The organism is Dietzia cercidiphylli (assembly GCF_039531545.1).
Lineage (GTDB): Bacteria > Actinomycetota > Actinomycetes > Mycobacteriales > Mycobacteriaceae > Dietzia > Dietzia natronolimnaea.
Map to the genome: position 1 here is coordinate 19,527 of NZ_BAAAQG010000011.1, position 22,250 is coordinate 41,776.

Below are 22,250 nucleotides of genomic sequence, written 5' to 3' on the forward strand. Positions count from 1 at the left end.
GTCGTAGCCGTGGACGTGGTGACCGTGGTCCTGCAGGCGCTGGTGGTCGTGCTGGTCCTCAACATCCTGGCCTGCCTGGTCCGGGTGGTCCGCGGTCCCGGCCCACGCGACCGCGTCACCGGGGTCGTGCTGGCCGGCACCACCGGCGCCGCCCTGCTGTGCACGCTGTCCGTCCTGGCCGGCGCCCCGGCGGTCCGTTCGGCGGCGCTCGCACTCGTGGCGCTGGCGCTGGTCGTCACCGTCACCGTCGTGACCGCGGAGCCGGGGCGTCGATGAGCAACGCGCTGGAGATGGCGCGCGACGTCGCGATCGTCCTGTCCGCCGCGGCGGGACTGCTGTTCTTCACCGCCGGGACCGTCGGCCTGCTCCGGTTCCCCGACCTGCGTAGCCGACTGCACGCGGTGACCAAGGCCGACACCCTGGGCCTCGGGTTCGTCATGCTGGCGTTGTCGCTGGCCTCCGACTCCCTGTGGGCGGCCGCCACGTTCATGCTGGTGTGGGTGCTGGGCATGGGCGCGGCCGCGGTCTCCGCGACCCTGCTCGGCTCGGGCCCCGAGGCGGCCCCTGAGGCGGACGGCGCCCCGGGGTCCGGGACGAGCCCGCACGACCGGGGGTCGCCATGACCGGGCCCGGGATCGTCGACATCGCCGTGGGCGTGGCCGTCCTCGTGGCCGCCGCGGTGGCGCTGGCCGTGCGTGACCGGCTCACCTCGGTGGTCACGTTCATCCTGCTCGGCGGGCTGCTGGCGCTGCTGTGGACCGCGGTCCGGGCCCCGGACGTGGCCCTGGCCGAGGCGGCCATCGGCACCGGCGTCACCGGGGCACTGCTCGTCGACGCCGTCGCCGACCGCCGGTCCACCCAGGCTCGCTCGGGTCGGGGACGGGGACGGCTCGTCGCATGGGCCGCGGCCGCGACCGGCGGGGCCGGCCTCGTCGTCGCCCTGGTCGCCGGCGTGCTCGCCGCCGACGGTTCCGGCGACGCCGCCCCGCTGACCGGTGCGGTCAACGAGGCCATGTCCTCGGCGGCGGTGGGGCACGACATCACCGCCGTCCTGCTGGACTTCCGCGCCTATGACACCCTCCTCGAGGTGGCGGTGATACTCGTGGCGGTGGTGGGCGCGTACGCCCTGGCCTCCGCGGTCCCCCCGGGGGCCGCCGCCGGACACGCCGCCGATTCCTCTGCCGGACACGCCGTCGGTTCCTCGGCCGGTTCCTCGGCCGGTTCCGCGGCCGGTTCCGCGGCTCGGGGGTCGACGCCGCCCGCCGCGACCCTCGTGGACTTCCTGCGGGTGGCCTCGCCGGTCCTGCTGCTGCTGGCCGCCTGGCTGCTCTTCGCCGGCGCCTATCAGCCGGGAGGGGCGTTTCAGGGCGGCGCGATGCTCGCCGGGGCCGCGATCCTCGCCGCCGGCGCCGGGGCGGCCCCCGCCCTACTCGAGGGCGTCGCGGGCAGGGTGGCGGTCACCGTGGGCCCGCTGGCCTTCCTCGCCGCCGGCGGGGCGGGGGCGCTGCTGGCCGGACACTGGCTGCACATGCCGCCGGGGATCGAGGCGCCGGCCACCGTGGCGGTGGAGACCGCACTCGCGGTGTCCATCGGCGCCGGCCTGGCCACGCTGTTCCTCACCGTCCGCCGCCGGCCCCGGCAGATCATCGGTGGTGATCCCGCATGACCGCGCTCGCCTGGTACTCCGCGGTGGGAGCCACGCTGTTCGCCCTGGGTCTGGTGACGATGCTGGTGGCCGCAGACCGGTTCCGCCGAGTGGTGGCGCTCAACGTCGCCGCCGCCGGCACGCTGGTGATCCTGCTGGCCGTCGCCGGCCGGGGTGCGGACGCCGATCCGGTGCTGCACGTGCTCGCCCTGACCGGGATCGTCATCACCGTGGCGTTCACCGGCTTCGGGGTGGTCCTGGCCCGCCGGATCGACGACGCCGAAGCGGCCGAGGCCACCGAGACGGCTGAGGCCGCCGGGGCCGCCGAGGAGATCGACGGTGATCAGCCGTGAACCCCTCCCCCACCTGGGCGGCCGCGCTGCTGCCCTCGGCCGTGTTGCTGCCGCTCGCGTGGGCGGTGCTGTGCGTTCTCATCCCCGCCCGGGCGCGGCGGGTGCTCGGGCCGGTGGGCGCCATGACCACCGCGGCCGTCGGCATCGCGATCGCCGTGGTCGTCGCCGTCGGGGGCCCGGTGGAGGCCGCGCTGGCCGGACGGGTCCCGCCGTTGGGCATCGCCGTACGCGCGGACGGGCCCGGAGCGCTGTTCCTCCTGCTCACCTCGATCGTGGGCGGGTTGGTCTCGTTGTTCGCGGCGATCCACCCGCACTCGACGGGTGTCGCGGGGGCCCGTGACTGGTTCTGGTCGGCCTGGCTGCTCGGCTGGAGCGGTCTGGCGGCGGTCTTCCTGTCCGCCGACCTGTTCAACATGTACGTGGCCATCGAGATCGTCGGCCTGGCCGCGGTGCTGCTCGTGGCGCTCGGCGGCCCCGGCGCGTGGCGGGCGGCGTTCCGCTACCTCATGGTCACCGTCACCGGGTCGCTGCTGTTCCTGCTCTCGCTGACCATGGTCTACGCCGCGACCGGGGTGCTGGACCTGCGACTCGCGGGCGAGCGGCTGGCCGCCGGCGACCCGGGCGGCGTCCACGTGACGGTGATCCTCGCGCTCGCCGCGGCGGGAATGGCCTTCAAGTCCGCGCTCTTCCCACTGCACGGCTGGCTGCCCGACGCCCACGCCGGCGCGCCCGGGGCCGTGAGCCCGCTGCTGTCCGCGCTGGTGGTCAAGTCGTCGTTCTTCATCCTGTTCCGGGTGTGGACGGAGGTCACCGGCCCAGACCCGGTGGTGGGCGCCGTTTTGGGAATCGCGGCGGCCGGATCGGTGCTCTGGGCCGGCCTGTCCGCCATCCGCACCCCGCGCTTCAAGCGACTGGTCGGCTACTCCACGGTCTCGCAGGTCGGCTACCTCTTCCTCTACTTCCCGCTGTCCGCCGCCGCCGACGGCCCCGAGCAGCAGCGGGCGGCGTGGATCGCGGTGGCACTGCTGGCGTTCGCGCACGGTTTGGCCAAGTCGTCGCTGTTCCTCTCCGCCGGGGTGATCAAGGACCGACTCGGCACCGACCGATTGGCGGCGATGACCGATCAGGACGCCCGGATGCCCGTCGTGACGATGGCGATCGCGATCGCCGCCGTGAGCCTGGCCGGGCTCCCCGTCAGCCTGGGTTTCGCCGGCAAATGGCAGCTGCTCATGGCCGCTGTAGGCACCGGATTGTGGTGGGTGGTCGCGGTGGCCGTGGCGGGTACCCTCGTCGCGGCCATGTACCTGCTGCGACCGGTCCAGACGTTGCTGTCGGGGGAGTCGAGCGACCACCGGCCCACCCCGGGCGGCGCCGGTGATGGGGGCCACGCCGACGATGGGGGCGACGACGAGGGCCGCAGTACCGATCCGGCGTCCGGTGCCCACCTCCGCGGAACGGGCACGAGAGCCGTCCCGCGCGCCGCCACCCTGATCCCCTTGGCCGCGGCCCTGCTCGCCGCCCTCGCGATCGGGGTGTCCGGGCCGTTGGCCGACCTGGCGGTGCTGGGGATGACCCACGGAGGTGGAGCATGACCCCGCCGTCCTGGGTCGGTGAGTCGTCCCTGCTCGCCGTGGCCCCTCTCGCGCTCTCGGCTCTCGTCGCCGTCGTCGTCTTCCTCATCCCGGAACCCCGCACCAAAGCGCGCACCACGGTCAACATCACCGGCGCCTCGGTCAAGTTGCTCATCGTCGCGGCGCTGGTGCCCGCCGTCATCGCGGGCGCCCGGCCCGAATGGCGCAGCGCCCTCCTGCCGGGTCTCGACCTGGTCCTGCGCGTGGAGCCGCTCTCACTGCTGTTCGCCGGACTGAGCTCGCTGCTGTGGTTGCTCACCACCATCTACGCGATCGGCTACCTGGAGGGCCGCCCGCACCGGGCCCGGTTCTTCGGCTTCTTCTCGCTGTGCGTCACCGCCACCGTGGGCATCTCCTTCTCCGGGAACCTGGTGACGTTCCTGATCTTCTTCGAGCTGCTCACCCTTGTCACCTACCCGCTGGTGGTGCACAACGGCACGGCGGCCTCGTTCCGCTCCGGCCAGCTGTACCTGCGGTACACCCTCAGCGGCGGGCTCTCGGTCCTGGTGGGCGTGGCCTGGCTGACCGCGCTGGTCGGCGACGTGGACTTCACCGCCGGCGGCGCGGCGGCGGTCGCCGAGCTGGCCGCCGAGGACCCCGCCACCGCGGTGGCGATCTTCGTGCTCATCGCGGCCGGCCTGGGCGTCAAGGCCGCGCTGTTCCCATTGCACGGCTGGTTGCCCCGGGCGATGGTGGCGCCCGCCCCGGTCAGCGCGCTGCTGCACGCCGTCGCCGTGGTCAAGGCCGGCGTGTTCGGCCTGGTCCGACTGATCGACGACGTCTACGGCGTGCAGGTCGCCGACGACCTGGGCGTGCTGCTGCCGCTGCTGGTGCTGGCCTCGTTCACGGTGATCTACGGCTCGGTCCGCGCCCTCATGCAGGACGATCTGAAGAAGCGACTGGCCTACTCCACGGTCAGCCAGGTCTCCTACGTCACGATCGGCATCGCCCTGGTCTCCGAGATGGGCACTGCCGGCGGACTGACCCACCTGGTGCACCAGGGCCTGATGAAGATCACCCTGTTCTTCTGCGCCGGGCTGTTCGCCGAGGTGCTGGGGATCAAGACCGTCTCGCGACTGGCCGGGCTCGGGCGGCGGATGCCGTGGACGTGCGCGGCGTTCACCGTGGGCGCGTTCGGGATGATCGGGGTCCCGCCGATCGCCGGGTTCGCGTCCAAGTGGCAACTCGGGCTGGGCGCACTGGACTCCGACCACACCTGGGTGCTGGGGATCTTCATCACCAGCGCGCTCCTCAACAGCGCCTACTTCCTGCCGCTGGTGTACTCGATGTGGTTCGCCGAGCGGCCCGGGGGCGAGTCCCCGACAGGTGCGGGCCGACGGCGGGCGGAGGCGCCCCTGGCGCTGCTGGTGCCGACCATGATCACCGCGACGGCCTCGCTGCTGGTGGGGATCATCGCCGCGGCCCCGTACTCGCCGATGGGGATGGCCAGGTTCATCGCCGAGGGGGTGTTCCCCTGATGGCCTCCGCCCCGTGGATCGCGGCCCTGTGGGCTGCCGCGCTCGTCCTGCCGCTCGTCGTCGCGGCCGCCCTCGGCGTGACCTCCGTGCCCCGCCGGCCGGCCGTCGACACCTCGATCCCCTCGCCCGACCGTCCGGCCCCGCGGCTGCTGCTCCTGCTCGCACCACTGACCGCGCTGCCGGCGCTGGCGCTGACCGCGGTGCCGGATGCCGCGCTGGAGGTGCCCTGGCTGCTCGTGGGCACACACCTGCACGTCGACGGGGTGGCCCGCCCCCTGGTCCTGGTGTCGGCGCTGCTCTACGCCGCCGCCCTGGCCGCCGTGGCCTGGGCCGGGTTCCGGGGCGGCCGCGGACTGGTGGCGTTCCTGCTGGTGTGCCACGTGGGCACGACCGTGGTGTTCACCGCCGGCGACACGGCGACGTTCTACCTGGGCTACAGCCTGATGAGCTTCGCGGCATACGGGCTGGTGGTGAACTCCCGTACCGTCGAGGCGCTGCGGGCCGGCCGGGTGTACATCGTCCTGACGGTGATCAGCGAGTCGGCGGTGCTGGCCGCGCTGATCCTCATCACCGCCTCCGGTGGCAGGGTCGTCGCCGACGCCCCGCTGGCCGTGGCCGAGTCCGACCACACCGCGCTCATCGTGGCATTGCTGCTCGTGGGTTTCGGCGTCAAGGCGGGCACGTTGCCGCTGCACGTCTGGCTCCCGCTCGCCCATCCGGCTGCGCCGCCCGCCGCCAGCGCGGTCCTCTCGGGCGCGATGGTCAAGGCCGGCCTGATGGGCTGGCTGCGGTTCCTGCCCCTGGGTGAGGCGGAGCTGCCCGGCTGGGGGCTCGCGCTGCTGGTGCTGGCCCTGGCCGGGGCCTTCCTGGCGGTGCCCGCCGGCGAACTCCAGGGTGACCCCAAGGTCGTCCTAGCCTACTCCACGATCAGCCAGATGGGCTTCCTCGCCGCCCTCGTCGGGGTGGCCCTGGCCTCCCCCGGGCTGGCGCCCGCGGTGGTGCCGGCGGCCGTGGCGTACGCGGTGCACCACGCGCTGGCCAAGGGCGCACTGTTCCTGGGCGTGCCGGTGTGGTCGCACCACGCGCACGGCGCCCGCCGCTGGGTGGTGATGTTCGGCCTGGGCGGCGCCGCGCTCGCCGTGGCGGGAGCACCGTTCAGCTCCGGCTCGGTGGGCAAGTACGCCGCCAAGAACGCCGTGGAGGGCGTGCAGCTGGGCGGCGTGGACCTGGTCGATCTACTGCCCCTGATCGCCACCGGGTCGACGCTGCTGCTGGTGCGCGCGGGGTGGCTACTGGTCCGGCGCGAACCGGACTCCCGCCCGAGGGCGGACGCCGAACTCTGGGCGTGGCTGCTGCTGGTGGCGGCCGGGATCGTCGTGCCCTGGGCCGTCACCGACCGCTGGTTGCCGCTGACCGACGTGCCCGGACTCGCCCCGGTCGCCCTGTGGGATGCCACCTGGCCCATCCTGCTGGGGCTGGCGATCGCTGCCCTGGCACTGCTGCTCTCACGCCGGCATCTCCTGCCCGGATGGGCGGCGCACCCCGACGGCCGGGCGCTTCCGCCGGGCGACCTGGTGGTGCCCGAGGAGCGCCTGGCCCGCGTCGCCGGTTCGGTGGCGGGGTCCGCGCTCACGGGTGTCCGGCAGGTGCGCGACCGCGGGGTAGACGGGCTGCGGCGCTCCGTCCCCTCCGCCGCGGCGGGCCGCGCCCACGACGCCCTCGAGGCGGGGCTGTCCTCCCGCCCAGGCAGCGGAGCCGTGGTGGTGCTGTTCTGCCTGGCGCTGATCACCGCGGGAGTGCTGTCATGACCTACGCCCTGTCGACCGTCGGCCGGTTCCTCGGTCTCCTGCTGCTGTGGTGGATCGTCGCCGGTGGGGACGCCGCCTTCTGGTACTACGGCCTGTTCTCGGCGGCGCTGGCCACGGCGCTGAGCCTGCGCCTCATCCCGCCCGTGCGGCCCGGGGTCGGTCGGCGCGCCGGACGGCGGGGCAGACCCTGGGAGATCCCCGGACTCACCGTCTGGTTCCTCTGGTCGGCCCTGAGCGGCGGCGTGGACGTCGCGCGGCGGGCGTTCGCCCCTGCCATGCCGATCTCCCCGCACGTCGCCCGGGTGCCGATCGGCATCCGGCACCCGGGCGGCCGCCGGCTGGCGCTGTGGATGGTCAACCTCATGCCGGGGTCACTGGTGGTGGACGAGGGCGACGGCTGGGCGGACCTGCACGTGCTGTCCGCCGAGCTCGACATCGAGGCCTCGTGGCGGGAGCTCAACCGGCGGATCGCGCGGATCGTCGGCGACTGAACCCGGTGCCGGCGCGCGCACCACCCGCCGCCCGTGGCCCGGGTTCTTCCACGGCCCCTCGGTATCCCTCCGGCGTCCCTTGGTCCCCTTGGTCCCCTTGGTCCCCTCCGTCCCGACCTACGTGTCCTCTTTGCCCAGGCCCGGCCGGGTTGCGTGCCCTCTTTGGTCCATTCCGCACACGCACCCCGGCGCGGCCAACGGAGCGCGACATTCCGCACGCGTACCCCGGCGCGGCAGCCCGGCGCGGCAGCCCGGCGCGGCCCGGCGCGGCAGCCCGGCGCAGCAGCCCGGCGCGGCCCGGCGCGGCCCAAGGACCCAGCAATACCCACACCGGGCCGACGGCGTCTGCGGCAACACCCGGTGGTGGACTCCGCAGGCGGGCTAATGTGACACCTGTCACTCAATATCTGCGTGACCATCCACCGCCGGAAGGCGCCCATGCCCCACGCTGCAGCTGCCCACCTCATGCCCGAGCTCGCCTGCTACGGACTCGCCGGGCACAGCGCGTCGCCGGCCGACCTCATCACAGAGGCCGCGCGCGCCGAGGAGTTGGGACTCGGGTCGATCCTGCTGTCGGAGCGGTTCGCCCTCAAGGACGCCGCGGTGATGGCCGGCGCTGCCGTGGCGGCCACCAGCCGGATCGGCGTGGGCACCGCGGCGACCAACCACAACACCCGGCATCCGCTGGTCACCGCCACCATGGCCACGACCCTGCACCGCATGTCGGGCGGGCGGTACGCCTTCGGGCTGGGCCGCGGCATCCCCATACTGTTCGACATCATGGGCCTGCCCCACGTCACGTCGGCGCAGCTCGAGGACGCGGCGGGGATCTACCGCACCCTGTGGCGGGGCGGGTCGGTGGCGGGGCACGACGGCCCGGCGGGGAGCTATCCCTATCTCGTGCAGGACCCCTCGTTCGACGAGGACATCCCGGTGCTGCTCATGGCCATGGGCGACAACTCGCTCCGGCTCGCCGGACGGATCGCCGACGGCGTGGTCCTGCACACCTTCATGTCCGACACCGCCGTCGCCAGATCCGTCCGGCTGGTCCGCGAGGCCGCCGAACGGGCCGGCCGCGACCCGGCGCAGGTGCGGATCTGGTCGGTGATGGCCACCATCGAGGACTCGCTCGACGAGACCGCGCGGCTGCGCAAACTCGTCGGCCGCCTGGCCACCTACCTCACCGGGTACGGCGATGTGCTGGTCCGGGTGAACGGCTGGGACCCGGCGGGCCTCGAGCGGTTCCGCGCCGACGAGCGCCTGTCCGCCCACTCCGGTGCGCTCGACGCGACCGACGACCTCGACATCCTGCGTCACGCCCGCGACGTGCTCCCGGACGAGTGGCTCGCCTGCGCCGCGGTCGGCAGCGCCGAGCACTGCGCCGACCGCATCGAGGGTCAACTCGCGCTCGGCGCGGACTCCGTCGTCCTGCACGGCGCGACCCCCGACGAGCTCGCCCCGGTCCTGGCCGCCTGGCATCGCCGGCGGGACCCCCGCCGGTTCGACCATCTCGCACCCAACCCCGGACGTCTCCACCTGCGGAAGGACCCCCAGACATGACCAGCGTCGACTCGAGCGCCTCCGTGGTCTGCACGCCGGAGGAGGTGACGGCGGGGTGGCTCACCCGGGCGCTCGGCACCGAGGTCCGGTCGGCACGGACCGAGGCGGTGGGGACCGGCCAGATCGGCTGCTGCGTAGTGGCCCACGTGGACGGTGACGGGCTCCCGCCGACGCTGTTCGTCAAACTCCCGAACCCCGACGAGGGCATGCGGCCGCTGCTGCACGGCGTCTACCGGAGCGAGGTGCTGTTCTACCGCGACCTGGCGCCGACGGTGGCCGTGCGGGTTCCGCGGGCGCGGTTCGCCGCCCTCGGGGAGCGGGAGGGCGAGTTCACGCTCGTGCTCGACGACGTGGCGCCGCTGGTCCAGGGCGACCAGCTCACCGGGCTGACCGTCGAGGACGCCCGCGACTGCGCGGTCAACCTGGCCGGGTTGCACGGCCCGCGCTGGTGCGATCCGGCACTGCGCGGCATCGACGGCCTCTCCTGCCCCTCCGCCGAGGACAACGTCACCCTCCAGGAACTCGGCGGGCCGGCGCTGGAGGCCTTCCTCGCCGAGTTGGGGGACCGGCTCGACGACGACGAGCGACGGATCCTGTCCGAGATCGCGCCGCTGATCGCGGACTGGGCCAACGGGCGGTCCGATCGCTTCGCGCTGCTGCACGCCGACTACCGCGCCGACAACATGCTGATCGACCCCTCCGGGGAGCGGCCGTCCCTGGCCTGCGACTGGCAGACCCTCACGGTGGGGTTGCCCGGGCGCGACCTCGGCGGCTTCCTCGGCTCCAGCCTGGACGTCGCCGACCGCCGGGCCGCCGAACGCGGGATCGTGGCCGACTACCACCGCGCGCTCGTCGGGCACGGGGTGACCGGGTACTCCCTCGAGACCTGCTGGGACGACTACGTCTACGGGCTGCTCCAGACCCCGGTGCTCGGGATCTTCGGCTGGATGTACGGCACCCGGACCCCGCGCGGTGACGAGATGTTCGCCCTGCTCATGCGGCGGGCCTGTCGGGCTATCGCCGACCACGACGCCCTGACCGTGGTCCGCGGCGGCTGACTGGGCCCTGACCTTGGTCCGCGGCGGCTGACGGGGCCCCGGAAGCCGGCGCACGAGGAGGGCCCGACCCCGCTGGTCGCGGGATCGGGCCCTTCGTCTCAGTCGAGTTCGGCCGACGCGTGCTCGACCGAAACATGCTCGGCTACGGAGTGGTCACTCCTGGCGACGGTGGTTGCCGCGCGGACCGGACTCGACGCCGGCCTTGACGGCCTCGCACAGCCCCTGGTCGACGGCCGCCCAGTAGGCGTACACGCGCTCGAGGAGCTCGGTCTCCGAGGGGTCGATCTTGCTCACGTGACCGGCGATGTTGGACGCCAGACGCTCGCGGGCCGCGTCGTCGAGGACCTCCCGGTAGAGCGTGGTGGCCTGCGCCTGGTCGGTGTCGTCGGAGTGCGGCGAGACGTCCCCGCGGTAGATCTCCGAGCCCTTGGTGTCCCAGTCACCGAAGTCGAACGCCTTGGCCGGGTCCGCGACCGGGCCGTCGAGGGTGTTGGGGGCGTACTCGGCCTGCGCCGGGTGCGGGAACTCGTACTGCATGGCGCCCTCCTTGGAGTAGGAGTTCACCGGCGAGAGCGGTCGGTTGACCGGCACCTGCTGGTAGTTGGCGCCGATGCGGTAGCGCTGGATGTCCGGGTACGCGAAGACACGGCCGAGGAGCATCTTGTCGGGCGAGAAGCCGATGCCCTTGACGATGTTGGTCGGCGCGAACGCCGCCTGCTCGATCTGGGCGTGGTGGTTCTGCGGGTTCCGGTTCAGCGTCATGGTGCCGACCTTGCGCAGCGGGTAGTCCTTCTGCGACCAGACCTTGGTGAGGTCGAACGGGTTGAAGCGGTAGGTCTCCGCCTCGTCGAAGGGCATCACCTGGACGTGCAGGTCCCACGACGGGAACTCGCCCTTGGCGATGGACTCGTAGAGGTCCTGACGGTGGTAGTCGGCGTTCTCACCGGCGAGCTTGTCGGCCTCGTCCTGGGTGAGGAAGTCGATGCCCTGGTTGGTCTTGAAGTGGAACTTGACCCAGTGGCGCACGCCCTCGGCGTTGATGAACTGGTAGGTGTGCGAGCCGAACCCGTCCATGTTGCGCCAGGTGGCCGGGATGCCGCGGTCGCCCATGAGCCAGGTGACCTGGTGGGTCGACTCGGGGCTCAGGGTCCAGAAGTCCCACTGCATGGCGTGGTTGCGCAGGCCGGAGGCGTTCTTGCGGCGCTGCGAGTGGATGAAGTCCGGGAACTTGAGGGCGTCGCGGACGAAGAAGACCGGCGTGTTGTTGCCGACCATGTCGTAGTTGCCCTCGTCGGTGTAGAACTTCAGCGCGAAGCCGCGCGGGTCACGCCAGGTGTCGGGGCTGCCCTTCTCGCCGGCGACGGTGGAGAAGCGGGCGAGCATGGGGGTCGTGACGCCCTGCTGGAACAGGCCTGCGCAGGTGATGTCCGAGACGTCCTCGGTGGTGACGAACTCGCCGAAGGCGCCCGAGCCCTTCGCGTGGGGCAGACGCTCCGGGACGTTCTCGCGGTTGAAGTGGGCGAGCTTCTCGATCAGGTAGAAGTCGTGGATCGGCTGCGGACCCAGCTCGCCCAACCGGGCGCTGAACTCGTCGCTCGGTACCGGCTGGCCACTGTCGGTGGTGGTGGCGGACTTGGGCTGGAAGTCGCGTACGCCGCGGTCGGCGGGATGCGTGGTCACGTCTGGTGCTCCTCGTTGTGGTGGGGTGATGGGCGATGTGGTCTGGGTCTCAGTCTTAACCGAGCCGGGCACGGCCCGCCTGACATTCGGGACATGTGCCCCAGTAGTTGACCTCGGCCTCGTCGATCAGGAAGCCGTGATCGTGGTCCGCCTGCAGGCAGGGCGCATGCCCCACCGCGCATTCGACATCCTCGATCCGGCCGCACTGCCGGCACACGAGGTGGTGGTGGTTGTCCCCCGTGCGGCGTTCGTACCGGGCCGGCGAGCCGGCCGGTTCGATGCGCCGCATGAGTCCGACGTCGGTGCACACACGCAGCGCGTCGTAGACGGTCTGCGTGGACACCGCGCCCAGCCGCTCCCGGACCAGTACCGCGACGTCCTCCGCCGCGATGTGGGGACGACTGTCGACGACGGCGAGGACCGCCAACCGGGGAGAGGTGACCCTCAACCCGGCTGTCCGGAGCAGCGCTCCCGGATCCTCCATCTGCGTCGTCATGGGCCTCACCCTAGCCGACTTTCTGGAACTGGTCCAGAAAAGGACTGGTTCCGCTTTGGTAACGATGTCGGCTGCGCATCTGCTGCTCCCCCCGGACGCCGTCGTACCCGCCGACTAGGCTGATCCGCGACGCCGAACCCGCAGGAGGACGCCATGACGGAAACCGCCACCGGACCGGTCGTATGCGGCTACGACGGTTCGCGGGACGCCCGCCGGGCCGTGGCCTGGGCCGCGAACTGGGCACGCGACCACGACGCGGGGCTCGAGGTGGTCTCGGCCGACCGCGCCGTCGGACGCGTGGTGGCCTTCGACGAGACCGCCCGCGCCAACGTCGAGGGAGCCATGCGGGACCAGCTCACCGACCTCGTCGGACAGGTCCCGGCGACCTACCGCGTGGTCGCCGACAGCCCCGTCGGCGCGCTCGTCGAGACCACCGGATACGCCTCGGCGATCGTCGTGGGCAGCCGCGGACTCACCGCCCGCGAGGACTTCGCCATGGGGTCCACCTCCGCCGGGGTGGTCGAACACGCGAGATGCCCCGTCCTCGTGATCACCCCGCGCACACCGGAGGGCCCCGCCAGCGGCCCGGTGGTGCTGGCCGCCGACGGATCCGAGGCCGGGGACCCCGCCGCGGCGTTCGCCTTCGCCGAGGCCGAGAGGCGGGGCACCACCCTGCGGGTGGTCCACTCCGTCGAGGTACCCCGGCTCCCGGGTGCCTCGCTGTTCGACCTGGACCAGCTCGCCGAGAGCGTGTTGGCCGAGGACGAGAAGGCGGTCACCGACGCTCTCGCCCCGCACGAGGCCCGCCACCCGGGCGTGACCGTCGACCTGGTCCTCGTGGTGGGCGAACCCGCCACCACCATCGCCACCGAGGCCGAGGGCTCCGCGCTCCTGGTGACCGGATCGCGCGGACACGGCGGGTTCGCCGGCCTGTTGCTCGGTTCGGTCAGTCGGCGACTGCTCCAGACCGCGCCGTGCGCTGTCGCCGTCGTCCGCCCCGCCGACTGACCGGCTGACACACGCCTCCGGGACCGAACCCCCGGCGCTTCGGCTACCACGTTCGCCACTGGCCGCCGAGTCGTCACCTGTCACTCGTTCGGGGGACAGACGAGGGCGCCGACCGCTGTCATCATCACGGGATGCGCCCTGCTCCACCCTCTCGATTCGGTCGGCCCGCTCGACACGGCCGCTCCCGGATCCACTGGTCACGGGCGGTGACCGCATCGACCGTCGCTCTGGCGATGGGCCTGTCCGCCTGCGGCTCCATCGGCGGCGAAGGCTCGGACGGCAGCGCCGACGCAGCTGCGGCCACGGGCGTGCCCACGGTCCTCGTCGTGGACGCCTCGGCCTCGATGCTCGTCGACGATGCCCCCGGGCCCCGGATCGACGCCGCCAAGGCCGCGGCCGATGGCTTGCTCGCCGTACTACCCGATGACGCGGTCCTCGGCCTGGTCACGTACGGCACCTCCACCGATGATGCCCCCGGGTCCCAGGCCGCGGGCTGCCGGGACGTCACCACCCTCGCGACGCCCGCAGGTCTCGGCGACGACGGGCACCGGCAGTCCCTCGTCGACCTGGTGGACGGGGTGGTGCCGCAGGGTTACACGCCCATCGCCGAGTCGCTCCGCCAGGCCGCCGGACTCCTGCCCGACGGTGAGACGGCCGTGATCGTGATCTCCGATGGCGAGGACAGCTGCGGAGACCCGCCGTGCGAGGCCGCCGCTGAGCTGCGCGAGCAGAACCCCGGCCTCCGGATCTCCACCGTGGGATTCAAGACGGCGACTCCGGAGCTCGCGTGTATCGCCCGCACCACCGACGGGTTGTTCGTGACCGCAGACGACGCCGACCAGCTCGCGACCCGACTCATGGCCGCCCGCGACGTGGACAGCAACGCGGCGGCGCTGACCCCCACCGGACTCGGCGGAATCGACGTGGGCACGCACTACGACGACATCGTGCAGGCCCACCAGGACTTCCCCGGCCAGTCCACCGGCACGGCAGACGGCGAGAACACTGTCATCACCTACATCGACTGCGATTACGTCTTCGACCCCTCCGGCACCGTCATCGAGGTCCGCCCCCACACCGGCCGCACCGTCGACGGCCTGGCGGTAGGCGATCCGGTGAGCAAGGCGGTCGAACTGTACGGCGAGGCCGTCGAGGATCCCAGCCGGTCCACGGACGCGGACACCCGCCTGTTCGTCGCGAGCCGTGAGGCCGGCACCGCCTGGAAGGTGAAGGTCGACGACGATGTGGTCACCACGGTCGCACTCTGCCGATGCCTTCCGGGCACGGTGGCCTCGTCGGCGGCAGGCTCGGGCTCGACCTCCGGCGATTCCCGAAGAACCACCATGAAGAGCGGCCAGACCGAAGTCATCATCTATGACCCGTACCTGGACGACGGATCACTCGCACCCGGCCTCGATATGCGGGACGGTGAGAACACCGGCTGGGGCTGTAGCTCCATGGACGACGAACTGTTCCGTTGCGGCCGCATGCACACGGACGGCTCCGTCTACTTCTGCTCCACCGACGGGGCTACTGCATGGTGCCCCGACCGGCAGTCCACCGACGGACTGGAGTTCACACGCCACGCGAGGGTCCAGGTACTTGACGGCGGTTACGATCCACGGAGCGGCTCGGAACCTGTCCCGGTCTACGTGGATCTCACGAACGGCGACAGATGCTGGTTCAGTGTCCAACTCGGCAATATCAGGACGGACGCCACCGAACGGTTCATCTGCGCGGGGCAGCAGTGGCTCTGGGAGCCCGCCGAAGGCAGGATCTTCGACAACACCAGCGGGACATGGACTGCGCTGAAGGCGCCGAGTTCGCAGTCGGCGCCGTTCGAGCAAGTGACGGTGGCCCGCGCTGTGTTCATCGAATAGTTGCTGGCTGGCGGTCAGGCGGGGCCGATCCGGAGCATGCGCGTGAGCGTAGGCTGCCACATGACACTCGGGGCCTCGCCGCGGGAGACCACGGTGCCGGTGAGCTCCATCGGCTCGTCCAGCGGGGCCACGCCCACGAAGGAGCGCGCCACCTCCCGGCCGGTCTCCACATCCGTCGAGGTCACGTCCACCGGGCCGAACTTCTGGGCCAGCCCCTGATCCAGTGCCGGGTGCACACCCCGCGGGCCGTACGCCAGTGCGTGGATCAGCCCGTCACCGGTGGTGAGCTTGGGCAGCGACGCCGTCCGCGACAGCGAGGTCCAGGCCCGGGAGCAGGTGCCGTCCGCGCCTCCGGTCCCGTCGGTCCGCACGTCGATCCGGGTCATCCCTCCGGTGTACGGCGCGGAGGCGGGCACGGCCGGGCCGTCGACGGCGAACGGCGGGTACTCGTACCCGTAGGTGTTGACCAGCACCAGCGCGTCGGAGACCGCGATGATCGAGTTCTCCGTGGCCGCGGGCCCCTCGATCAGCACACCGTCCGGAGCGGCGGAGGCCGGCGCGAGCGAGGTCGCGAACGCCGGCATCCGGCACACCTCGGCGCCGTCGGCTCGGCGCAGGACGATCAGATCGGGGTGCTCGGCGTCGTCGGTGATCGCCACCAGCGAGTCGCCCGGGCCGAAGTACGTGGGCGTGGTTCCCGAGCCGTGCGCCAGCAGTCCGGGCTTGCGCGCCGGGCCCACCTCGTAGCCGTGCCGCCAGCGCACCACCGGGGTCCCGTCCGGCGCCGCGTCCACCTCGTAGAGCGCTCTCGTGGTGATGATCGACGCCCCGCCCGGACGGACCGTCAGCCCGTTGGTGATCCTCTCCCCTGCGGGTAGTGCGAGGGTGCGCACAGTGTCGTCGTCGCCCGGTAGGACGGTTCCCACCACCCCGCCGGACGTCGCGAACCAGACCCGTCCGTCGAACGCCGGGATCAGGCCGGTCACCGCGTCCCCGTCGGGGACGCCCGCGGACAGGTCGGCCAGGACCTCGACCGACATGCGCCAGGTGCCGTCCGGATCGCGGTGGTGCCCGACGGCGAGGAGCTTGCGGTTGCCGTCGGCAACCACCACCCGGTCGAGCTCGTCGAGGTATCCGTACACACCGCCCAACAGCGCGCCCTTGGCCAGTTGCACCTCCGCGAGCACCGCCGCGGTGTCGGGATGGAAGAGCTTGACCGTCGGGGCGAGCGGGGTCGGCGGTTGGAGCCCCACGTAGGAGGTGCACAGCGCGACGGGCATGCCGTCGGTGCCGACGAACACGGTCGAGCAGGTGGCCCCCGTCAGCGCGCCCACGATCGCGGGGTTCGCACCCGGCCCGCGACCGGGCATGGTGTCGGTGGAGGCCACGTCCCCGTGGACCGTGGAGGTGCCGGCGGGGCCGAGTCCGGGCGGTGCTGCCACCGGGTGCGCGGCGTGCGGCTGCGCAACGGCCGTCGTGGCGCTCAGGACCACCACACCCGTCACCGTCGCGGCCAGAGCAGCGGTCACCGCCGTTCTCAGTGCCGCAGTCAGTGTCGCGGTGCCTGCCGCGTAAATCCTGCCCGGTGCGCCCATGGAGCCGATTCCACCACGGACTCAGGCGCCCTACTGCCGGTTCCGCTAGAGGTGCTCGGTCACGTCCGCGTCCTCGCGCAACTCCTCGGAGAGCGTCTGCATGGCCTGCGCCTGCTGCTCGGCCACCAGCTGCTGTTCGACCTCACCGCGAACCTGCTCGAGTGGGGGCAGTCCACCGCCGGCCTGGCCTCCGGACATCGCCTGCTGCTGCACCAACTGCTCGTAGGCGGCCTCGATCTCCTGGTCGGTCGCGGAGAACTCGCCGTACTCGTCGACGATCAGCTTGTCCACGAGGAGCTGCTTCTCGATCTGCTCCATCACGGCGTCGCGGTCCAGACCCTGTTCCCCCATCGCCGCGAAGAATTCGTCCTCGCTGGCCTGGTTGGCCTCGGCGAACCCGGCGAGCGCGGTGTTGATCTCGGCGTCCGAGACCTCGAGCCCGCGCTCCACGGCCTCCTGGCGCAGCAGCTCGCTCCCGACCAACCCCTCGAGGGTCTGCGCCTTGAGCTGGTCCTCGTCCACGGGCTGCCCGGTCATCTGCGCCTGCATGGTCATCTGCTGGTACTGGCCCTGCAAGACGGTGACGAACTCGTCCTTGGTGATCTCGGTGCCGTTGACCTCGGCCACCGGATCCGGGATGTCGTCGGTGTTCGGGCCCGCGCCGTCCTGGTCGGCGTCTGCCTGGGCGTCGGCCTGCTCGGTCGCTGCGGTCGGCTCGCCCTCCGGGGCGCCCTCACCGTCGCCGGGGGCACTGCAGCCCGCCACGATGAGCACGGACGCCGCCGCGACCGCTACCAGCCGCCATTTGTTCTTCAGCACTCGATCTCCTGACGTTGATGGGTGCATCAGTCCGCCGAGGTTACACACCGGAGTTAGGCGGGACCTGTGCACGCGGGACCCGGACCCGCGCGACCTGGGTACGCGCACGGGGGCGCCCGCCGCGCGACGACCGGCCGCCTCCCGCTGGCCCACGGATACCATCTCCCGGGTGACCGACCAGCCAGTGACTCCCGCGGCCGAGCCGCCCGTGAGTACGGCGCGGGTCCTCACCACCCTGATGGTCCCGCTGTTCATGGCGCTCCTCGCGTTGTCGGTCATCAACGTGGCGCTGCCCGTGATCGGCCCGGCCCTCGAGGCCGACTCCAGTGGCCTGCAGTGGGTGGTCTCCGGGTACGCGTTGTCGTTCGGCCTGCTGCTGGTGCCCTCGGGGCGCCTCGGTGACGCGACCGGCCGCAAGCGGCTCTTCCTCGCCGGGGTCGCCGTCTTCACCGTCGGGGCCGTCATCGCCGGTTTCGCGCAGAACATCGAGATGCTCAACGCCGCGCGGGTGGTCCAGGGCATCGGGTCCGGGATGCTCAACCCGCAGACCTTCGGACTCATCCAGAAGTACTTCCGCGGGTCGGCCCGCGCCCGCGCGTTCGCCACCATGGCCACCACGGTCTCGGTGGCCACCGCCTCGGGCCCACTGGTCGGCGGCCTGCTCATCGAAGCTCTCGGCGACGACCTCGGGTGGCGCGCGATGTTCCTGGTCAACGTGCCGCTCGGCGTGCTCGCCCTGGTGCTGGGACTGCGGTGGTTGCCCGACGACCGCGCACTGCCCCGGACCGCCCACGACGGCCGCGACGTCGGCGGATCCAGGGCGCGCGCGGGCGCGTTGGCCTACCTGGAGAACGACGACGACGAGCACGCCGCCTCCCGGGCCGCGGCCGCGACCAACGCCCCCGCGCCGGTGACACCGCCGCGGAAGCCAGCACGCCGCCGCCTCGACCTGGACCCGGTCGGAATCGTGCTGCTCGGGGCGGCCGTGCTCTCGGTGATGCTGCCCTTCCTCAACCGCGGGGCCCACCCCGCGCTGTGGGCGCTGGTGCCGCTCGGGGTGGCCCTGCTCGCGGCGTTCGCCTGGTGGGAGCGCCACTACGAGCGGGTCGGTCGCCCGCCGCTGGTCAATCCCGAGATCTTCCGCGACCCGGCGTTCCGCAACGGCATGATCATCGTCTCGATCTACTTCATGGGCGGGACCAGCCTGTGGATCGTGATGCCCATGTACCTGCAGTTCCACCTGGGGTACGCGCCGATCGACTCCGCATTGGTGAGCCTGCCCGCCTCGATCTGTGCCGCGGTGTCCGCCCAGGTCGCGGGACGGTTCGTGCTGAAGCTCGGGCGTCGGTTGGTGATCGTGGGGTTCTGTCTCACCCTCACCGCACTGGCCACATTCATCCTGCTGGCGGGGTTGGTCGAATCCGGGGCGGTGGGCTACCTGATCTTCATGGCTCCCGCCGCGCTGATGGGCACCGCCCAGGGAATGACCATCTCCCCCAATCAGACGTTGACGCTGCGGGCGGTCGACCCCGCGTACGGAGGGGTGGCCGGGAGCATCATCTCACTGGGCCAGCGCATGGGCACCGCCATCGGCACGGCGGTCGTTCCCGGCGTGCTGTTCTGGATCGTCGAGTCCCAGGACGACTGGCTGCTCGCGTTCCGGGCGGCCCTGGGATTGATCGCCGCGCTGGCCGCGGGAGCGCTGGCGTTCAGCGTCGTCGACCGCCGCCGCGAGAAGCGCTGCGCCTGAGTGGCCTCGCTGTTCGGTCCACGCACCAGACTCGCGGCCCCGAACTCGCCTGTGGGGTCGCTCCACACGCCGATCGGGTGTCATCCGAACCGCGTTTGTAGGTCGACTCCGCGAGCTCGCACCTGGAAATTCACAGATCCCCGCGAAACACCGGGGCTAGCTGCCATTCAACGAGACGGCCTGCCGGGAGACGGTGAACCGCTCGCCGCTGCCTGAGTCTTCGCAGGTCATTCCGTCTTCTCGGCTGGTGCAGGTCACCTGGCCGTCGGAGGTGGCCTGACCGTAGGGCAGGACGGGGAGGCTTGAAGGGCCTCCCCGGTAGTCGAAGGGCTGCCCGCCGGCGCACATGCCCTGCACCGCCCGGCCGCGGGAGTCGACCGCTGCGGCCCCCTCCATCGATGACACCCCTCCCTGGCAAGTCGGCCTTGGCGCCTGTCCGCTGAAGCTGCCGACGTAGCAGGCCGCGCGTGGTGTGCTGTCCCCTCCGAAGACCGCGGCAAACTGGCCTCCGACCTGGCAGACGATGTTGCCGGTCGGCGATTGGAAGACGTCGTAGGAGTATGCCGGCGCCTGGCCCGCCGCCTCTGTGGCCTGAGCCGGTCCCGGGGTCTTGTTCGCCGGGGTGTCGTCGGCGCCTGGCGCCGCGGCGGCACTGGTGACCCACTCCCGTGGTTCGGTGTGGGCAACGCTCGCCTCGGGGACTGCTGTGGACTCGGGGCTGCGATCGACGATGAACCAGACCAATGCGGCGGCGGCTACGGCGAGCACCACGACGAGGAGGGCCAACCCGGTCACGAGGCGACGGTGCGCGGCGTCAGACATAGGATAAAGGTTAGTTGATTTAAATCGTAGAGCGCACCAATGCGGGAATGGCCTCAGACGCAGAGGCCGCAACGGCCATCCGCCCTTGGCGAGCGCCTCAGAGGGTGGCCGCGAGCTCCACGCCCTGTTTGATGGCGCGTTTGGCGTCCAGCTCGGCGGCCACGTCGGCGCCGCCGATCACGTGGACCCGGCTCCCCGCCGCGGCTCCGGGACCGGCCAACTCATCGGCGAGGTCGCGCACCGACTCCTGGCCCGCGCACACCACGACAGAGTCCACCGGAACGACCTGATGAGCGCCCTCGGCGTCGAGGATGTGCAGCCCGTCGTCGTCGATCTTCTCGTAGGTCACCCCGGTGTACTGCTGGACTCCGCCCGACTTGAGCTCGGCGCGGTGGACCCAGCCGGTCGTCTTGCCCAGGCCCTTGCCGATCGAGGTGGTCTTGCGCTGGAGCAGATGCACCTCGTGCGCGGGGTCGTCCAGGACAGCGGTGCCCAGGCCCGCGCGATCGACGGCCGGGTCCGTCACCCCCCAGTGCCGCTTCCACGCCTCTACGTCGGTGGAGTGTCCGTGGGCGCGGCGGCCGTCGAGATCCAATCCCGGCCCGCCGGCCAGCAGGAATCCCGAGACGTCGACGCCGATCCCGCCGGCACCGATCACGGCCACGCGTCGACCGGGCCTGCGCGTACCGGTGAGCAGCTCGGGGTAGGTCATGACCATCGGATGGTCGGCGCCCGGCAGGTCCAGCTCGCGCGGGCGGACGCCGGTCGCCACGACCACGTGGTCGAACCCGGCCAGATCCGAGGCGGCGGCGCGCCGGCCCAGGTGTACGGGAACCCCGAGAACGTCGAGGCGGCGGCTGAAGTAGGCCAGGGACGCCGCGAACTCCTCCTTGCCCGGTACGCGCATGGCGTAGCGGAACTGCCCCCCGATCTCGTCCTCGGCCTCGAACACCTCCACGGCCAACCCGCGTGACGCGGCCGCCTCCGCGCAGGCCAGGCCGGCCGGGCCCGCACCCACGACGGCCACCCGGCGGCGCGAGGGGGCCACGGTGAGCACCAGCTCCGTCTCCCGGCCCGCGCGGGGGTTGACCAGGCAGGACGCGCGCTTGTTGGCGAAGGTGTGGTCGAGGCAGGCCTGGTTGCAGGCGATGCAGATGTTGATCTCGTCGGCCCGCCCCTCGGCGACCTTGGCGGCGAACGCCGCGTCCGCCAGCAGCGGCCGCGCCATCGACACCAGATCGGCCTGCCCGCTCGCGAGGATCTGCTCGGCCACGTCGGGGGTGTTGATGCGGTTGGACGCGATCACCGGGACCCCCACGGTCTGCTTGAGTCGGGCCGCCAGGTCGACGAACGCCGCCCGTGGCACCGAGGTCACGATGGTGGGGATGCGCGCCTCGTGCCAGCCGATGCCGGTGTTGAACACGTCGACCCCCGCGGCCTCGAGGCGCTGGGCGAGCTCGGCGGTCTCGTCCCAGGTCTGCCCGTCCGTCACCAGGTCGAGCACGCTGATTCGGTACTGGATCAGGAAGTCCGGGCCGACCTCGGCGCGGACCCGGCGGACGATCTCCTCGGGGAACCGCATTCGCTTGCTCGCGGTGCCGCCCCAGGAGTCGGTGCGCTGGTTGGTCCGGGCCGCGAGGAACTGGTTGATCAGGTACCCCTCGGAGCCCATGATCTCGACGCCGTCGTACCCCGCCCGGCGCGCCAGTCGTGCGGCCCGCACCCAGTGGTCGATGGTGCGCTCGACGCCCCGCGAGCTGAGGGCCCGCGCCTTGAACATGCTGATGGGGGACTTGGTGGACGAGGCCGAGCGGACGAACGGTTGATAGCCGTACCGGCCGGCGTGCAGCAGCTGGAGCAGGATGTGCGAGCCCTCGGCGTGGACGGCATCGGTGAGGCCGCGGTGTTTGTCCGCCATCCGCCGGCTGGCCATCATCGACCCGGCAGGGAGCAGCCAGCCCTCCACGTCGGGGGAGAACCCGCCGGTGACCATCATGGCGGTGCCGCCGCGCGCCCGCTCGGCGAAGTAGGCCGTGAGCTCGGGCAGGTGCTTGCTGCGGTCCTCGAGTCCGGTGTGCATCGACCCCATGACCACGCGGTTGCGAAGGGTGAGGGGCCCGACGACGAGGGGGCTGGTCAAGTGCGGGTGGCTGGAGCTCATGGGACCCATTGTGCC

The 22,250-nt window shown here is 72.0% G+C and carries 19 protein-coding genes; 13 read left to right on the plus strand and 6 right to left on the minus strand.

The window, feature by feature from the left end:
• Window positions 1-9: 9 nt before the first annotated feature.
• The 10 genes from ABD250_RS12120 to ABD250_RS12165 all read left to right on the plus strand — a co-directional run bounded on the left by ABD250_RS12120 (window position 10) and on the right by ABD250_RS12165 (window position 10,024).
• Window positions 10-276: a hypothetical protein gene (locus ABD250_RS12120; RefSeq protein ID WP_182658610.1), complete on the plus strand. Its 267-nt coding sequence runs from the start codon at window positions 10-12 to the stop codon at window positions 274-276.
• The gene (locus tag ABD250_RS12125; RefSeq protein WP_179524396.1) at window positions 273-623 is read left to right on the plus strand and encodes a monovalent cation/H(+) antiporter subunit G; all 351 of its coding nucleotides are present in this window, start codon (window positions 273-275) and stop codon (window positions 621-623) included. The genes ABD250_RS12120 and ABD250_RS12125 overlap by 4 nt, the downstream gene beginning before the upstream one ends.
• Window positions 620-1,666 carry a hydrogenase subunit MbhD domain-containing protein gene (locus ABD250_RS12130; protein ID WP_179524395.1) on the plus strand — a complete coding sequence of 349 codons (1,047 nt, stop codon included), beginning with the start codon at window positions 620-622 and terminating at the stop codon, window positions 1,664-1,666. Before ABD250_RS12125 ends, ABD250_RS12130 begins: the two co-directional genes overlap by 4 nt.
• On the plus strand, window positions 1,663-1,998 hold the full coding sequence (locus tag ABD250_RS12135; RefSeq protein ID WP_179524394.1) for an NADH-quinone oxidoreductase subunit K: 336 nt from the start codon (window positions 1,663-1,665) through the stop codon (window positions 1,996-1,998). Before ABD250_RS12130 ends, ABD250_RS12135 begins: the two co-directional genes overlap by 4 nt.
• Entirely contained in the window at window positions 1,995-3,590 is a 1,596-nt protein-coding gene (locus tag ABD250_RS12140) for a complex I subunit 5 family protein (RefSeq protein ID WP_179524393.1), read from the plus strand. The genes ABD250_RS12135 and ABD250_RS12140 overlap by 4 nt, the downstream gene beginning before the upstream one ends.
• Window positions 3,587-5,107, plus strand: coding sequence for a complex I subunit 5 family protein (locus ABD250_RS12145; protein WP_182617783.1), 1,521 nt, complete (start codon window positions 3,587-3,589; stop codon window positions 5,105-5,107). The genes ABD250_RS12140 and ABD250_RS12145 overlap by 4 nt, the downstream gene beginning before the upstream one ends.
• Window positions 5,107-6,915: a proton-conducting transporter transmembrane domain-containing protein gene (locus ABD250_RS12150; protein ID WP_344392513.1), complete on the plus strand. Its 1,809-nt coding sequence runs from the start codon at window positions 5,107-5,109 to the stop codon at window positions 6,913-6,915. The genes ABD250_RS12145 and ABD250_RS12150 overlap by 1 nt, the downstream gene beginning before the upstream one ends.
• Window positions 6,912-7,406 carry a Na+/H+ antiporter subunit E gene (locus ABD250_RS12155; protein WP_344392514.1) on the plus strand — a complete coding sequence of 165 codons (495 nt, stop codon included), beginning with the start codon at window positions 6,912-6,914 and terminating at the stop codon, window positions 7,404-7,406. Before ABD250_RS12150 ends, ABD250_RS12155 begins: the two co-directional genes overlap by 4 nt.
• Window positions 7,407-7,844: 438 nt before the next feature.
• Window positions 7,845-8,966 (plus strand): TIGR03857 family LLM class F420-dependent oxidoreductase, encoded by a 1,122-nt coding sequence (locus tag ABD250_RS12160; protein ID WP_182657958.1) that lies wholly within the window; start codon window positions 7,845-7,847, stop codon window positions 8,964-8,966.
• Entirely contained in the window at window positions 8,963-10,024 is a 1,062-nt protein-coding gene (locus ABD250_RS12165; protein WP_182657959.1) for a phosphotransferase family protein, read from the plus strand. Before ABD250_RS12160 ends, ABD250_RS12165 begins: the two co-directional genes overlap by 4 nt.
• Window positions 10,025-10,177: 153 nt before the next feature.
• Here the strand turns inward: ABD250_RS12165 and ABD250_RS12170 are convergent, their stop codons facing one another.
• Together ABD250_RS12170 and ABD250_RS12175 are read right to left on the minus strand one after the other, a co-directional pair.
• Entirely contained in the window at window positions 10,178-11,704 is a 1,527-nt protein-coding gene (locus tag ABD250_RS12170; RefSeq protein WP_179524388.1) for a catalase, read from the minus strand.
• 55 nt (window positions 11,705-11,759) lie between these two features.
• Entirely contained in the window at window positions 11,760-12,200 is a 441-nt protein-coding gene (locus tag ABD250_RS12175) for a Fur family transcriptional regulator (RefSeq protein ID WP_182615825.1), read from the minus strand.
• Window positions 12,201-12,353: 153 nt separating this feature from the next.
• Here ABD250_RS12175 and ABD250_RS12180 point away from each other — a divergent pair, with 153 nt between their 5' ends.
• Complete coding sequence (locus ABD250_RS12180) at window positions 12,354-13,208, plus strand: universal stress protein (protein ID WP_344392516.1); 855 nt, start codon at window positions 12,354-12,356, stop codon at window positions 13,206-13,208.
• Between the two features lie 206 nt (window positions 13,209-13,414).
• A complete protein-coding gene (locus ABD250_RS12185) occupies window positions 13,415-15,088 on the plus strand; it encodes a vWA domain-containing protein (protein ID WP_344392518.1) in 1,674 nt (557 codons plus the stop codon).
• Window positions 15,089-15,102: 14 nt separating this feature from the next.
• On the opposite strand, the gene ABD250_RS12190 is transcribed toward ABD250_RS12185, so the two are convergent.
• Window positions 15,103-16,683 (minus strand): hypothetical protein, encoded by a 1,581-nt coding sequence (locus ABD250_RS12190; protein ID WP_422110524.1) that lies wholly within the window; start codon window positions 16,681-16,683, stop codon window positions 15,103-15,105.
• Between the two features lie 45 nt (window positions 16,684-16,728).
• Window positions 16,729-17,502: a SurA N-terminal domain-containing protein gene (locus tag ABD250_RS12195; protein WP_182658451.1), complete on the minus strand. Its 774-nt coding sequence runs from the start codon at window positions 17,500-17,502 to the stop codon at window positions 16,729-16,731.
• 169 nt (window positions 17,503-17,671) lie between these two features.
• Here ABD250_RS12195 and ABD250_RS12200 point away from each other — a divergent pair, with 169 nt between their 5' ends.
• Complete coding sequence (locus ABD250_RS12200; RefSeq protein WP_344392523.1) at window positions 17,672-19,252, plus strand: MFS transporter; 1,581 nt, start codon at window positions 17,672-17,674, stop codon at window positions 19,250-19,252.
• Window positions 19,253-19,408: 156 nt separating this feature from the next.
• Here ABD250_RS12200 and ABD250_RS12205 read toward each other — a convergent pair whose 3' ends face one another.
• Window positions 19,409-20,074: a hypothetical protein gene (locus ABD250_RS12205; RefSeq protein WP_182658429.1), complete on the minus strand. Its 666-nt coding sequence runs from the start codon at window positions 20,072-20,074 to the stop codon at window positions 19,409-19,411.
• Between the two features lie 97 nt (window positions 20,075-20,171).
• Window positions 20,172-22,235: an oxidoreductase gene (locus ABD250_RS12210; RefSeq protein WP_344392525.1), complete on the minus strand. Its 2,064-nt coding sequence runs from the start codon at window positions 22,233-22,235 to the stop codon at window positions 20,172-20,174.
• Window positions 22,236-22,250 lie beyond the last annotated feature (15 nt).

What these genes read in the sequence shown, in the direction of transcription:
- ABD250_RS12145 (WP_182617783.1), top strand. Translation starts at nt 3,587, where the DNA reads ATGACCCCGCCGTCCTGGGTCGGTGAGTCGTCCCTGCTCGCCGTGGCC.
- ABD250_RS12125 (WP_179524396.1), top strand. Translation starts at nt 273, where the DNA reads ATGAGCAACGCGCTGGAGATGGCGCGCGACGTCGCGATCGTCCTGTCC.
- ABD250_RS12135 (WP_179524394.1), top strand. Translation starts at nt 1,663, where the DNA reads ATGACCGCGCTCGCCTGGTACTCCGCGGTGGGAGCCACGCTGTTCGCC.
- ABD250_RS12210 (WP_344392525.1), bottom strand. Translation starts at nt 22,235, where the DNA reads ATGAGCTCCAGCCACCCGCACTTGACCAGCCCCCTCGTCGTCGGGCCC.
- ABD250_RS12165 (WP_182657959.1), top strand. Translation starts at nt 8,963, where the DNA reads ATGACCAGCGTCGACTCGAGCGCCTCCGTGGTCTGCACGCCGGAGGAG.
- ABD250_RS12160 (WP_182657958.1), top strand. Translation starts at nt 7,845, where the DNA reads ATGCCCCACGCTGCAGCTGCCCACCTCATGCCCGAGCTCGCCTGCTAC.
- ABD250_RS12175 (WP_182615825.1), bottom strand. Translation starts at nt 12,200, where the DNA reads ATGACGACGCAGATGGAGGATCCGGGAGCGCTGCTCCGGACAGCCGGG.
- ABD250_RS12150 (WP_344392513.1), top strand. Translation starts at nt 5,107, where the DNA reads ATGGCCTCCGCCCCGTGGATCGCGGCCCTGTGGGCTGCCGCGCTCGTC.
- ABD250_RS12190 (WP_422110524.1), bottom strand. Translation starts at nt 16,683, where the DNA reads ATGGGCGCACCGGGCAGGATTTACGCGGCAGGCACCGCGACACTGACT.
- ABD250_RS12155 (WP_344392514.1), top strand. Translation starts at nt 6,912, where the DNA reads ATGACCTACGCCCTGTCGACCGTCGGCCGGTTCCTCGGTCTCCTGCTG.
- ABD250_RS12205 (WP_182658429.1), bottom strand. Translation starts at nt 20,074, where the DNA reads ATGTCTGACGCCGCGCACCGTCGCCTCGTGACCGGGTTGGCCCTCCTC.
- ABD250_RS12130 (WP_179524395.1), top strand. Translation starts at nt 620, where the DNA reads ATGACCGGGCCCGGGATCGTCGACATCGCCGTGGGCGTGGCCGTCCTC.
- ABD250_RS12180 (WP_344392516.1), top strand. Translation starts at nt 12,354, where the DNA reads ATGACGGAAACCGCCACCGGACCGGTCGTATGCGGCTACGACGGTTCG.